Genomic DNA, 12,857 nt, shown 5'->3' with positions numbered 1-12,857 from the left:
TCATAGGAATGGCAAAAACTCAGGCGCCCGAAGCTAACATTCGATCCGCTTGGGCACCTGAGAATTCTGGCTATGAGGCGGATAGACGGCGCGACTCAAGGCCGCGCAGGTGAATCAGCCGCGGTGTCGAGACTCCACTGCCTTGCGCAGGGTGTCGATCAACGCCTGGATACGGGCGTGCTGCATTTTCATCGAAGCTTTGTTGACGATCAGCCGGGAACTGATGTCGGCAATGAAATCCTGGGGTTCCAGGCCATTGGCGCGCAAGGTGTTGCCGGTGTCGACCACGTCGATGATCTTGTCCGCCAGACCGATCAACGGCGCCAGTTCCATCGAGCCGTACAGCTTGATGATGTCGACCTGACGGCCTTGTTCGGCATAGTAGCGCTTGGCAACGTTGACGAACTTGGTCGCCACCCGCAAACGGCCCTTTGGCTCGACATCGCCGACACGGCCAGCGGTCATCAGCTTGCACAGGGCAATGCGCAGGTCCAGGGGTTCGTACAGACCCTGGCCGCCATATTCCATCAACACATCTTTACCGGCGACGCCCAGGTCAGCGGCACCATGCTCGACATACGTCGGCACGTCGGTGGCGCGCACGATCAGCAGACGCACATCGGCCTGGGTCGTGGGGATGATCAGCTTGCGGCTCTTGTCCGGATTCTCGGTCGGCACGATGCCCGCTTCAGCCAGAAGCGGCAGGGTGTCGTCAAGGATGCGGCCCTTGGACAGTGCGATGGTCAACATGGGAAACGTCAGTCCTTATCAAGGTACGTGCCCGGTCACAAGCGGTGCCGGGCACACATCGAGAGTGAATTACCCTCGACTTGAAACGAATTCAACGGGCACATCCTTATGCCCATGCAGCAAAAAAACTAGCCCGGTACGCGGCGGATCTTGGCGCCGAGCATTTGCAGTTTCTCTTCGATGCACTCGTAACCACGGTCGATGTGGTAGATGCGGTCGATCAGGGTGTCACCTTCAGCGATCAACGCCGAGATCACCAGGCTGGCCGAGGCGCGCAGGTCGGTGGCCATGACTGGCGCGCCTTTCAGCTTCTCGGTACCGGTGACGATGGCGGTGTTGCCTTCGACCTGGATCTTGGCGCCCATGCGGTGCAGTTCGTAAACGTGCATGAAGCGGTTTTCGAAGATCGTCTCGATCACGGCACCGGTGCCTTCGGCAATGGCGTTGAGCGAGATGAACTGCGCTTGCATGTCGGTCGGGAACGCCGGGTACGGAGCGGTTCGCACGTTGACGGCTTTTGGCCGCTTGCCGTGCATGTTCAGCTCGATCCAGTCTTCGCCCGAAGTGATTTCGGCGCCGGCTTCACGGAGTTTTTCCAGAACGGCTTCGAGGATCGTCGGATCGGTGTCCTTGACCTTCACACGACCGCCGGTCACAGCGGCAGCGACCAGGTACGTCCCGGTTTCGATACGGTCCGGCATCACTTTGTAAGTGGTCGGATGCAGACGCTCGACGCCATCGATGGTGATGGTGTCAGTGCCAGCGCCAGTGATCTTGGCACCCATGGCGATCAGGAAGTTCGCCAGGTCGATGACTTCCGGCTCGCGGGCGGCGTTGGCCAGCACGCTGCGACCCTTGGCCAGAGCAGCGGCCATCATGATGTTTTCGGTACCGGTCACACTGACGGTATCGAAGAAGAAGTGCGCGCCGCGCAAGCCACCTTCAGGCGCCTTGGCCTTGATGTAGCCGCCTTCGACGTCGATGACCGCACCCATGGCTTCAAGACCACGGATGTGCAGGTCCACCGGACGCGAACCGATGGCGCAACCGCCAGGCAGTGCGACTTCGGCTTCACCGAAGCGGGCAACCATCGGGCCCAGCACCAGGATCGACGCACGCATGGTTTTAACCAGTTCGTACGGAGCAATCAGGGTCTTGATGGTGCGCGGGTCGATTTCGACGCTGAGTTTCTCGTCGATCACCGGCTCGATGCCCATGCGACCGAACAGCTCGATCATGGTGGTGATGTCGTGCAGGTGCGGCAGGTTGGCAACCGTCACCGGGCCATCGCACAGCAGGGTTGCAGCCAGGATCGGCAGGGCAGAGTTCTTTGCCCCGGAAATGCGGATCTCGCCATCAAGACGAGCGCCACCGGTAATAATCAATTTATCCATAAGAATCTCGACGCCCTTGGGCTCAGGTGCGCTCGGCCCAGGCCGCGCTGCTGAAAAATTTCATAGTGACCGCATGGATGCTGCCATCGGCGATCCATGGGTTCAAATGGGCATAGATGCTTTGCTGACGCTTGACCGGGCTCAGTGCCGCCAGTTCATCGCTAATCACGTTCAGCTGAAAGTTGCAGCCTTCGCCTTCAACTTCCACCTGGATTCCTGGCAGCTTTCCTTCAAGGAAGCTCTTCACTTCTACGGCCTGCATGCTCAACCTCAATCGGCGCCCTGTGCGCGCGGGTCGGACATCATACAAAAAAGCCCCGCGCCTGCGAACCCCGCGAAGCAGGACTCTGACGGGGGGCTTCTCTGTCGATGCGGTTAGGGATGCGCCAACAGCTCGGTCAATTCGCTGACCTGAGCAATTTCGCGCATGTCTTCGGGCATCGCGCGGATGCTCAGCGGCTTGCCGGCCTCCTGCGCATCCCGAATGAAACACAGCAGCAGCGACAAGCCGACACTGCTGGATTTCAGTACCGCCGAGCAATCCACCACCAGTGCGGGGGCCTTGCTGGCCTTGATCAGCGCCTGGCCCTGCTTGCGCAGGCCGGGGCCGGTACGGTAATCCAGCATGCCGCTGAGCATCAGCTCACCGGATTCGCTCATGCGAATGGCCGATACACTCATTGGGTCTGCTTCTCGCTGGCTTCCTTGGCTTTGGCGACTTCACCGGCCCAACCATTGATGGTCTTGTCCAGGTCGTTGCCATTGCGCTGCATCGCATCAGCGAACTGATCGCGGAACAGCTTGCCGATGTTGATGCCGTTGATGATCACGTTACGCAACTTCCACTCGCCGTTGATCTTTTCCAGTGTGTAGGACACAGGATAGATCGCGCCGTTGCTGCCCTTGACCGTCATGCCAACGCTGGTGCGGTCTCCCGACTCATCCTTGGCAGGGTCGACGACGATGCCCTGGTTGTTGTACTCCAGCAGGGCGTTGCCATAGAACTGGAACAGGCCCTTTTTGAAGTTTTCTTCGAAGGTCTTCATTTGCGCAGGCGTGGCCTTGCGCGAATATTTGACCGTCATGATGCTCTTGGAAATGCCCTCGGCATCCACGACAGGGCCGACGATGGTGTTCAGCGCTGTGTAAAAGTCCTGCGGGTCCTGCTTGTACTTCTCTTTGTTGGCCGACAGATCCGCCAGCAAGCGGGTCGTGGTGTCTTGAACCAGTTCGTGCGCGGAAGGCGCCGCCACGGCGTTAGCCATCAACGGCAGAGCCGCGAGTAATACCAACAGGCCACGTCGCAAGGTAGAGATCATTCAAAAGCTCCTCATTTGGCGTCTTTGCTAACGGTATTGAGCAGGAATTTACCGATCAGGTCCTCGAGCACCAGCGACGACTGGGTGTCGTGGATGGTTCCACCATCCTTGAGCAAGCCTTCTTCGCCGCCCACGCTGATACCGATGTATTTCTCGCCCAACAGGCCAGCCGTCAGGATAGATGCAGTGGAGTCAGTCGGCAGGTTATCTACGCGCTTTTCCAGTTGCATCGTCACTCGACCGGTGAAACTGTCGCGGTCCAGATCGATCGCCGTGACCTTGCCGATGGTCACACCGGCCATGGTCACTTTAGCTCTGACCGTCAAACCGGCGATATTGTCGAAATAGGCATACAGTTTATACGTATCGGTGGTTGCGCTCGGGGACAGGCCACTCACCCGCAACGCCAGCAACAGCAAAGCCAGGATGCCAGCCAGCAAGAAAAGGCCGACACCGATTTCCAGGGTGCGGTTTTGCATCAGAAATCTCCAAACATCAAGGCGGTCAGAATAAAGTCCAGGCCGAGTACAGCCAACGAGGCATACACAACGGTCTTGGTAGTGGCACGACTGATCCCCTCGGATGTGGGCTCGCAGTCATAGCCTTGGAATACGGCGATCCAGGTCACGACAAAAGCGAAGACTATGCTTTTGATAATGCCGTTCAGCACATCGTCCGCAAAGGTCACGCTGTTTTGCATGTTCGACCAGTAGGAACCTTCATAGACACCCAGCCAGTCGACGGCCACCCACGAACCGCCCCAGATACCCACCACGCTGAAAATCATCGCCAGCACCGGCAGGGAAATGAAGCCGGCCCAGAGGCGCGGGGCAATGATGTATTTGAGCGGGTCGACACCAATCATTTCGAGACTGGACAACTGCTCGGTGGACTTCATGTTGCCGATTTCAGCCGTCAGGGCCGAACCGGCGCGCCCGGCGAACAACAACGCCGTGACCACAGGACCCAACTCACGCAACAACGTCAGCGCAACCATCTGCCCGACCGCCTGTTCCGAACCATAGCTGGACAGGATGTTGAACCCCTGCAGCGCCAGCACCATGCCGATGAACACCCCGGAGACCACGATGATCACCAGGGACATCACGCCCACCGAATGCAATTGCTTGATCAGCAGCCCGAACCCGCCACCGATGCCGCCACGGCCGAGCAAGGCATGGAACAGGAAGATCGCCGAACGGCCGAACACCGCCATCACATCAATGCCGCCGTGACCGAAACGACGTACGCGTTCTAATAGTGAAATCTTGCGCATCAACGCTTCCCCAGAAGATCTGCGCGGTAATCCGTCGCTGGAAAGTGGTATGCGACCGGACCGTCGGGATCGCCGGTCATGAATTGACGAATTCGAGGCTCCTGCGAATTCATCAGCTCCTCGGGAGTGCCCTGCCCCAACACTTGCCCGTCGCCCACTACATAAATGTAATCGGCGATGCTGGCCGTCTCGGCCAGATCGTGGGAAACCACGATACTGGTGATACCCAGCGCATCGTTAAGCAAACGGATCAGGCGCACCAACACGCCCATTGCGATAGGGTCCTGGCCGACAAAGGGTTCGTCATACATGAGAATCTGCGGATCCAGGGCAATCGCCCGCGCCAGCGCGACACGGCGCTTCATGCCGCCGGACAGCTCGTCAGGCATCAGGTCGATGGCGCCACGCAGGCCAACGGCCTGTAATTTGAGCAGGACAATGTCCCGGATCATTTCTTCCGGAAGCTCGGTATGAACGCGTAGCGGAAAGGCGACGTTCTCGAACACATCGAGGTCGGTAAACAGTGCGCCACTTTGGAACAGCACACCCATGTGCTTGCGCGCGTCGAACAAATCGCTGCGCGAAAGCTTCGGCAGGTTTTGACCGTTGACCCAGACTTCGCCCTTGGTAGGACGCAGTTGTGCGCCCATCAAACGCAGCAATGTGGTCTTGCCACACCCGGAAGGCCCCATGATGCCGGTGACCTTGCCGCGTGGAATACGGATATCGACGTTATTGAAAATGCTGCGCGAACCGCGCTTGAAGGTCAGTCCCTTCAGCTCGACCGCGTAGGCGTTATCGGCACTCATCTAAACTCCTTGCGATGCAGCCTCTCACTCGGACGCCTGACTTTCTGGCGAAAGCACATACATCCCGGGCAGGCCGAACTGGCGGCGAACTATATCACTGCAAAGGCCAAGCGCCCAAGCTCCAAGCCGGGCCATATTCAGTAGCATGACAGGCAAAAAGCAGCATTTAGAGGGTTTCGGAAGAAGGGAATGTCAAAGCGCGACGAACTTGCGTGAGGGTTTTGATCATTACCGCTATAATCGCCGCCTTTTCATCAGGCTATACGATTTCTGACATGAGCCAATCCAGCGACCTGATTCAATCAGCACAACGCACCATCCGCCTCGAACTGGAAGCCGTACAAGGCTTGCTGCCCCATATCGACGCAGATTTCGTACGCGCTTGCGAGATGATTCTGGCCAGCAAAGGCCGCGTGGTCGTGGTCGGCATGGGCAAATCAGGGCACATCGGCAACAAGATCGCGGCCACCCTGGCCAGCACCGGCACCACGGCTTTCTTCGTACATCCGGCTGAAGCCAGCCACGGCGACATGGGCATGATCACCCGCGACGACATCATCCTGGCCCTGTCGAACTCCGGCTCCACCAACGAAATCGTCACCCTGCTGCCGCTGATCAAGCGCCTGGGCATCAAACTGATCAGCGTGACCGGCAACCCCGACTCACCGCTGGCCAAGGCTGCCGAGGTCAACCTCAACGTGCACGTGGAGCATGAAGCCTGCCCGCTGAACCTGGCACCGACGTCGTCGACCACCGCGGCGCTGGTCATGGGCGATGCTCTGGCCGTTGCGCTGCTCGAAGCCCGCGGTTTCACCGCTGAAGACTTCGCGTTTTCCCATCCCGGTGGTGCGCTGGGCCGACGCCTGTTGTTGAAAGTGGAAAACGTCATGCACGCCGGGCAAGAGCTGCCGCAAGTCCAGCGCGGCACTCTGCTCAAGGACGCGCTGATGGAAATGACCCGCAAAGGCCTGGGCATGACCGTGATCCTCGAAGCCGACGGCAAACTCGCCGGGATCTTCACCGACGGCGATTTGCGCCGCACCCTGGATCGCAGCATCGATATCCATAGCGCGACGATCGACCAGGTCATGACCGCCCACGGCAAGACTGCTCGCGCCGAGATGCTCGCGGCCGAGGCACTCAAAATCATGGAAGACCATAAAATCAACGCGCTGGTCGTGGTCGATAGCGAAGACCGCCCGGTCGGCGCCTTGAACATGCACGACTTGCTGCGTGCGGGAGTAATGTAATGAGTGCGGACCTGCTGCAACGCGGCAAACAGATAAAACTCGCGGTATTCGACGTCGACGGCGTCCTGACCGACGGACGCCTGTATTTCCTTGAAGACGGCAGCGAATTCAAGACATTCAACACACTCGACGGCCAGGGCATCAAGATGTTGATGGCAGCGGGCGTGCAGACGGCTATCATCAGCGGCCGCAAGACCCCGGTGGTCGAGCGACGGGCGAAGAACCTCGGTATTCCCCACCTTTATCAGGGCCGCGAAGATAAACTGGTGGTGCTCGACGAGCTTCTCGCCCAGCTCAATCTAAGCTATGAACAAGTCGCCTACCTCGGCGACGACCTGCCAGACCTGCCGGTGATTCGCCGCGTCGGCCTGGGCATGGCGGTGGCCAATGCCGCCAGCTTCGTGCGTGAACACGCCCACGGCATCACCCAGGCCCGTGGTGGCGAGGGTGCCGCTCGCGAATTCTGCGAATTGATCCTGCGCGCCCAGGGCCGCCTCGATGCGGCCAACGCCGCGTACCTGTGAGCCAACTATGCTGAGCAAGAAATTTCGTAACATCCTGGTGTTCGGTTGCATCGCAGCGATTTTTGCTGCGGTCGGCTACTGGAACATCAGCCCGGAACGCTTCCTCGACAAGCCAGTGGCTACAGTCAATGAGAGCGAAATCGACTACTACGCGATCAACGCGCACAGCGTGCAGTACCTGCCGGATGGCAAACTGCAGTACGAGATGACGTCCGACAAGGTTGAACATCTGAAAGCGACCGAAGTGACGCTGTTGACCAACCCGGACCTGAACCTGTTCCGCGGCACCCAGTTCCCTTGGCACGTCCAGAGCGAACACGGCGAAGTCAACCCGGACGGCACTCAGGTCGAACTGATCGACTCGGTGCGCATCACGCGCTTCGACGAGAAAAACCGCAAGACCCTGATTACCTCCACCCGCATGACCGTGTTCCCGCAACAGCAATATGCGCAGACCGAGCAACCCGTTAGAATCGACGGCGCTGGCGGTGTATCGACTGGCAAGGGAATGAAAGCGTATTTGAAAGAAAGCAGGATACACCTGCTATCGAACGTAAGAGGACAGTATGAGGCTCGTTAAAACTCTCCCTATTTTGCTCGGTCTGGGCGCAGCACTGGGAAGCGTGAGCGCCTGGGCTCTGCCGAACGATCAACAGCAGCCTATCCGTATTCAGGCCGACGACGCCCAACTGGACGACAAGAACGGCATTGCCACCTATAAAGGTGACGTGATCATCACCCAAGGCTCGATGATCGTTAAGGGCAATACTGTGACCATGACCCGCACCCCTGCGGGCGACATCGACGTGGTGACTTCGGTGGGCAACCTCGCCTACTTCGAACAACTGCAAACGGCAGGCGACACCAAGCCCGTTCAGGGCTGGGGGGTCACCATCCAGTACCACGCCTCGCAAGACCGCGTCGTGCTGATCGATCGCGCCAAAGTTGTCGATAAAGACGGCAACGTCACCCAAGGCGAGAAAATCGTCTACGACACCAATAAAAAGCTTGCCAGCGCCGGTCGTGCCACAGGGACCAATGTGACCGAATCGCGTCCGCGCATCGACATGGTGATCCAGCCGAAAAAGAAAACCGAAGAGCAAAAGGCCCCGTAATGGCAACTCTGAAAGCTCAGCATCTGGCCAAGAGCTACAAGAGCCGTCAGGTCGTGCGCGACGTCAGCCTGTCCATCGACAGCGGTCAGATCGTCGGCCTGCTTGGCCCTAACGGCGCCGGTAAAACCACCTGCTTCTACATGATTGTCGGCCTGGTTCAGGCCGATCAGGGCCGCGTCCTGATCGATGATCTGGACGTCAGCCACCAGCCGATGCACGGTCGTGCAAAGGCCGGTATCGGCTATCTTCCGCAAGAAGCGTCGATCTTCCGCAAACTCTCGGTCGCCGACAACATCATGGCGATCCTCGAGACCCGCAAGGAACTCGACAAGGCCGATCGTCGCAAAGAGCTGGAAAGCCTGCTGCAGGAATTCCACATCAGCCACATCCGCGACAACCTCGGCATGAGCCTGTCCGGTGGCGAACGCCGCCGCGTGGAAATCGCCCGGGCACTGGCGACCAACCCGAAATTCATCCTCCTCGACGAACCGTTCGCCGGTGTGGACCCGATTTCGGTGGGCGACATCAAACAGATCATCTACCACCTCAAGGCCAAGGGCATTGGCGTGCTGATCACTGACCACAACGTCCGTGAAACCCTGGATATCTGCGAAACCGCCTACATCGTCAACGATGGCCAACTGATCGCCGAAGGTGACTCGGCCACCATCCTGGCCAACGACCTCGTGAAAGAAGTCTATCTGGGCCACGAGTTCCGTCTGTAAGCGCTGAGGTGTCTGGCTGGTTGTCCGTGCGCTTGTCTCGATAAAAAATCAATAGTTTTTTATTGTTACAGCGCTCTAGGCAAACGCTACGGTTTCGGGCATATAATTTGCTTATGTTTGGCGCTTCGGCGCCCTGTAGTGGATGGCGCATGCGCGCCGGCGAATAAGGTGTTTAGCCCCTGCCATGAAACCATCGCTAGTCTTGAGAATGGGCCAGCAGCTGACGATGACACCGCAGCTGCAACAGGCCATCCGCCTGCTCCAATTGTCGACCCTGGACCTGCAACAGGAAATCCAGGAGGCCCTGGAGTCCAATCCGATGCTCGAACGCCAGGAAGAAGGCGACGACTTCGATAACGCCGACCCCTTGGCCGACAAAGCCGAACAGCAACCCAATGCCGACGTCTCGGAACCCTCCTACCAGGAAACCGCCCCGACGGTGGACAACCTCGAGGAAGGTGACTGGAACGAGCGCATTCCCAACGAGCTGCCCGTCGACACCGCCTGGGAAGATGTCTACCAAACCAGCGCCAGCAGCCTGCCGAGCAACGATGACGACGAGTGGGACTTCACTACCCGTACATCCGCCGGTGAGAGCCTGCAAAGCCACCTGCTGTGGCAGCTGAACCTGGCGCCGATGTCCGACACCGATCGCCTGATCGCCGTAACCCTGATCGATTGCATCAACAACCAGGGTTACCTGGACGAAACCCTCGAGGAAATCCTCGAAGCCTTCGACCCTGAACTCGACATCGAACTGGACGAGATCGAAGCCGTCCTGCATCGCATCCAGCAATTCGAACCTGCCGGCATCGGAGCCCGCAACCTGGGTGAATGTCTGCTGCTGCAATTGCGCCAGCTGCCGGCCAAGACACCTTGGCTGGCCGAGGCCAAGCGCCTGGTCAGCGATTACATTGATTTGCTCGGCAGCCGTGACTACAGCCAGCTGATGCGCCGCATGAAGCTCAAGGAAGATGAACTGCGCCAGGTGATCGAACTGGTCCAGAGCCTCAACCCGCGCCCTGGCTCGCAGATCGAATCCAGTGAAGCCGAGTACGTCGTACCCGACGTGATCGTGCGCAAAGACAACGAGCGCTGGCTGGTCGAACTGAATCAGGAGTCGGTGCCACGGCTGCGGGTCAATGCCCAATATGCCGGTTTTGTGCGCCGCGCCGACACCAGCGCCGACAACACCTTCATGCGCAATCAGTTGCAAGAGGCCCGCTGGTTCATCAAGAGCCTGCAAAGCCGCAACGAAACCCTGATGAAAGTTGCCACCCAGATCGTCGAGCATCAGCGCGGTTTTCTGGAATACGGCGACGAAGCGATGAAGCCGTTGGTACTGCATGACATCGCCGAAGCGGTGGGCATGCACGAATCGACGATTTCGCGGGTGACCACACAAAAATTCATGCATACCCCTCGGGGCATATATGAGCTGAAGTACTTTTTCTCCAGCCACGTCAGCACGTCCGAAGGCGGTGAATGCTCGTCCACAGCGATCCGCGCGATCATCAAAAAACTGGTTGCCGCTGAAAATCAGAAAAAGCCGTTGAGTGACAGCAAGATCGCTGGTTTACTGGAGGCACAAGGCATTCAGGTGGCTCGCCGCACCGTCGCCAAGTACCGCGAATCCCTCGGGATCGCGCCTTCGAGCGAACGCAAGCGGTTGATGTAGAGCCACGCCACAGCGTTCCAGTGGTAGATCATCTGGTCTACCGCTTTATGCACTGGCAACGAAGGAGAAGCTGTATGCAAGTCAACATCAGTGGACACCAACTGGAAGTGACCGAACCTCTTCGCACCTACATCGGCGAAAAACTCGAACGGTTAGAGAGGCATTTCGACAAGATCACCAACGTGCAGGTCACGATGACGGTCGAAAAGCTGAAGCAGAAAATCGAAGCCACGCTGCATATTCCCGGCAATGAAGTGGTCGCCAACGCGGAACATACCGATATGTACGCGGCGATCGACGCATTGACCGACAAGCTGGATAAACAACTCAAAAAGCATAAGGAAAAGACCCAGAGCCTCCTCCAGGGCGCGACCGGTCGTTAACACTCCCAACCCATGATCCGACTTGAAAGCATCCTGACCCCCGGCCGTTCCCTCGTGAACGTGCCGGGCGGCAGCAAAAAGAAAGCCCTCGAGCAAATTGCCAACCTGATCGCCCGGGAAGTGCCGGATCTGGAGATGCAAGTTGTCTTCGAGGCGTTGATTGCCCGTGAAAAACTCGGCTCGACCGGTTTTGGCAACGGCATCGCCATTCCTCACTGCCGCCTCAAAGGCTGTATCTCGCCCATCAGTGCCTTGATGCACCTGGACGCTCCCATCGATTTCGACGCCATCGATGGCGCCCCGGTTGACCTGCTGTTCGTTCTGCTGGTCCCGGTAGCCGCTACCGATGCGCACCTGGAGCTACTGCGCCAGATCGCCAGCATGCTCGATCGCAAGGAAGTGCGCGAAAAACTGCGCAGCGCTCCGAGCAATGAAGCCTTGTATCAGGTTGTCCTGAACGAGCAAAACGGGCAGTAATCATGCGTTTGATCATCGTCAGTGGCCGCTCCGGCTCAGGTAAAAGCACCGCGCTCGATGTTCTCGAAGACAACGGCTATTACTGCATCGACAACCTGCCTGCCGGGTTGTTGCCGGAACTGGCCGAGCGCGCGCTGATCCACACCGAACTTGCGCAGCCGCTGGTGGCCGTCTCCATTGACGCGCGCAACTTGCCGAGCCACTTGAGCCGGTTTCCGGAACTGCTCGAAGAAGTTCGCAGCCGACATATCCAATGCGATGTCCTGTACCTGGACGCCGACGAAGAAACCTTGCTGAAGCGTTTTTCGGAAACTCGCCGTCGTCACCCGTTGAGCAGCGCCAACCGCTCGCTGGCCGAGGCGATCAACGATGAAACCAACCTGCTCGGGCCGATTGCCGACCTCGCCGATCTCAAGGTCAATACCACCAACCTGAACCTGTATCAGTTGCGCGATACCATCAAGTTGCGCCTGCTGAACCAACCGGAACCCGGTACTGCGTTTTTGGTGGAGTCGTTCGGATTCAAACGCGGCATGCCGGTGGACGCCGATCTGGTGTTCGATGTGCGTTGCCTGCCCAACCCCTATTGGAAGCCGGAGCTGCGCGAGCAGTCCGGGCTTGATCAACCGGTTGCCGAGTACCTGGCGGCCCAGCCGGACGTCGAGGAGATGTTCCAGGACATTTCCACGTACCTGCTCAAATGGCTGCCCCGCTTTGCCGCCAGCAACCGCGCTTATGTCACCATTGCCATTGGCTGCACCGGCGGGCATCACCGCTCCGTCTACCTGACCGAACGTCTGGGCCAGGTCCTGCAAAAATCCCTGAAGAACGTCCAGGTCCGCCACCGCGACCTCAGCTAAAGGATTCACATCGCGATGCCTGCTCTGGAAATCGAAATCATCAACAAGCTGGGCCTGCATGCCCGCGCTTCCGCCAAGTTCGTCGGCGTGGCCGGTCAGTTCAAGGATTGCACGATCAGGGTAGGACGCACGCCGCAGTCCACGGTCGACGGCAAAAGCATCATGGCCATGATGATGCTGGCTGCAGGCAAAGGCACCAAAATCCATCTGAGCACGGAAGGCGAGCAGGAACAGGAAGCGCTGGACGCGCTGGTCGCGCTGATCAACAACTTCTTCGACGAAGGCGAATAACGCTCG

General features: G+C 58.6%; 18 protein-coding genes. 10 read left to right on the top strand and 8 right to left on the bottom strand.

From position 1 onward, the window contains the following. Nucleotides 1-114: 114 nt before the first annotated feature. The 8 genes from hisG to Q7W83_RS04295 all read right to left on the bottom strand — a co-directional run bounded on the left by hisG (nt 115) and on the right by Q7W83_RS04295 (nt 5,548). Nucleotides 115-750, bottom strand: a complete 636-nt coding sequence (gene hisG, locus Q7W83_RS04330) for an ATP phosphoribosyltransferase (RefSeq protein WP_007901570.1) — start codon at nt 748-750, stop codon at nt 115-117. 128 nt (nt 751-878) lie between these two features. Then, a complete protein-coding gene (gene murA / locus Q7W83_RS04325; protein ID WP_150633264.1) occupies nt 879-2,144 on the bottom strand; it encodes a UDP-N-acetylglucosamine 1-carboxyvinyltransferase in 1,266 nt (421 codons plus the stop codon). A 22-nt stretch (nt 2,145-2,166) separates the two neighbouring features. Further along, nucleotides 2,167-2,406, bottom strand: a complete 240-nt coding sequence (locus tag Q7W83_RS04320; RefSeq protein WP_008070578.1) for a BolA family protein — start codon at nt 2,404-2,406, stop codon at nt 2,167-2,169. A 113-nt stretch (nt 2,407-2,519) separates the two neighbouring features. Next, the gene (locus tag Q7W83_RS04315; RefSeq protein ID WP_150633263.1) at nt 2,520-2,825 is read right to left on the bottom strand and encodes an STAS domain-containing protein; all 306 of its coding nucleotides are present in this window, start codon (nt 2,823-2,825) and stop codon (nt 2,520-2,522) included. Further along, complete coding sequence (locus Q7W83_RS04310; RefSeq protein WP_150633262.1) at nt 2,822-3,463, bottom strand: MlaC/ttg2D family ABC transporter substrate-binding protein; 642 nt, start codon at nt 3,461-3,463, stop codon at nt 2,822-2,824. The genes Q7W83_RS04315 and Q7W83_RS04310 overlap by 4 nt, the downstream gene beginning before the upstream one ends. An 11-nt stretch (nt 3,464-3,474) precedes the next feature. Then, nucleotides 3,475-3,942, bottom strand: coding sequence for an outer membrane lipid asymmetry maintenance protein MlaD (gene mlaD, locus Q7W83_RS04305; protein WP_010463308.1), 468 nt, complete (start codon nt 3,940-3,942; stop codon nt 3,475-3,477). Further along, the gene (mlaE, locus tag Q7W83_RS04300) at nt 3,942-4,739 is read right to left on the bottom strand and encodes a lipid asymmetry maintenance ABC transporter permease subunit MlaE (RefSeq protein WP_150639285.1); all 798 of its coding nucleotides are present in this window, start codon (nt 4,737-4,739) and stop codon (nt 3,942-3,944) included. Before mlaE ends, mlaD begins: the two co-directional genes overlap by 1 nt. Next, nucleotides 4,739-5,548, bottom strand: a complete 810-nt coding sequence (locus Q7W83_RS04295) for an ATP-binding cassette domain-containing protein (protein WP_150633260.1) — start codon at nt 5,546-5,548, stop codon at nt 4,739-4,741. The genes mlaE and Q7W83_RS04295 overlap by 1 nt, the downstream gene beginning before the upstream one ends. A gap of 275 nt (nt 5,549-5,823) precedes the next feature. Between Q7W83_RS04295 and Q7W83_RS04290 the strand changes: the two genes are divergently transcribed. The 10 genes from Q7W83_RS04290 (at nt 5,824) to Q7W83_RS04245 (ending at nt 12,851) form a co-directional block, all read left to right on the top strand. Then, a complete protein-coding gene (locus Q7W83_RS04290) occupies nt 5,824-6,798 on the top strand; it encodes a KpsF/GutQ family sugar-phosphate isomerase (protein ID WP_150633259.1) in 975 nt (324 codons plus the stop codon). Next, nucleotides 6,798-7,322, top strand: coding sequence for a KdsC family phosphatase (locus tag Q7W83_RS04285; RefSeq protein WP_150633258.1), 525 nt, complete (start codon nt 6,798-6,800; stop codon nt 7,320-7,322). The genes Q7W83_RS04290 and Q7W83_RS04285 overlap by 1 nt, the downstream gene beginning before the upstream one ends. Before the next feature lie 7 nt (nt 7,323-7,329). After that, on the top strand, nt 7,330-7,902 hold the full coding sequence (gene lptC / locus Q7W83_RS04280; protein ID WP_150633257.1) for an LPS export ABC transporter periplasmic protein LptC: 573 nt from the start codon (nt 7,330-7,332) through the stop codon (nt 7,900-7,902). Continuing rightward, entirely contained in the window at nt 7,889-8,437 is a 549-nt protein-coding gene (gene lptA, locus Q7W83_RS04275; RefSeq protein ID WP_150633256.1) for a lipopolysaccharide transport periplasmic protein LptA, read from the top strand. The genes lptC and lptA overlap by 14 nt, the downstream gene beginning before the upstream one ends. Beyond that, nucleotides 8,437-9,162 (top strand): LPS export ABC transporter ATP-binding protein, encoded by a 726-nt coding sequence (gene lptB, locus Q7W83_RS04270; RefSeq protein WP_017336541.1) that lies wholly within the window; start codon nt 8,437-8,439, stop codon nt 9,160-9,162. Before lptA ends, lptB begins: the two co-directional genes overlap by 1 nt. Before the next feature lie 184 nt (nt 9,163-9,346). Further along, nucleotides 9,347-10,840 (top strand): RNA polymerase factor sigma-54, encoded by a 1,494-nt coding sequence (locus Q7W83_RS04265; RefSeq protein ID WP_150639286.1) that lies wholly within the window; start codon nt 9,347-9,349, stop codon nt 10,838-10,840. 74 nt (nt 10,841-10,914) lie between these two features. Continuing rightward, entirely contained in the window at nt 10,915-11,223 is a 309-nt protein-coding gene (hpf, locus tag Q7W83_RS04260) for a ribosome hibernation-promoting factor, HPF/YfiA family (RefSeq protein WP_007941242.1), read from the top strand. 12 nt (nt 11,224-11,235) lie between these two features. Further along, the gene (gene ptsN / locus Q7W83_RS04255; RefSeq protein ID WP_473655712.1) at nt 11,236-11,700 is read left to right on the top strand and encodes a PTS IIA-like nitrogen regulatory protein PtsN; all 465 of its coding nucleotides are present in this window, start codon (nt 11,236-11,238) and stop codon (nt 11,698-11,700) included. Nucleotides 11,701-11,702: 2 nt separating this feature from the next. Then, a complete protein-coding gene (rapZ, locus tag Q7W83_RS04250) occupies nt 11,703-12,560 on the top strand; it encodes an RNase adapter RapZ (protein ID WP_150633253.1) in 858 nt (285 codons plus the stop codon). A 15-nt stretch (nt 12,561-12,575) separates the two neighbouring features. Continuing rightward, on the top strand, nt 12,576-12,851 hold the full coding sequence (locus Q7W83_RS04245) for an HPr family phosphocarrier protein (RefSeq protein WP_150633252.1): 276 nt from the start codon (nt 12,576-12,578) through the stop codon (nt 12,849-12,851). Nucleotides 12,852-12,857: the final 6 nt, after the last annotated feature.

The organism is Pseudomonas sp. 300 (genome assembly GCF_055803035.1).
The sequence above is the reverse complement of the archived record's forward strand: the minus strand, read 5'-3'. Positions and strand labels throughout refer to the sequence as shown.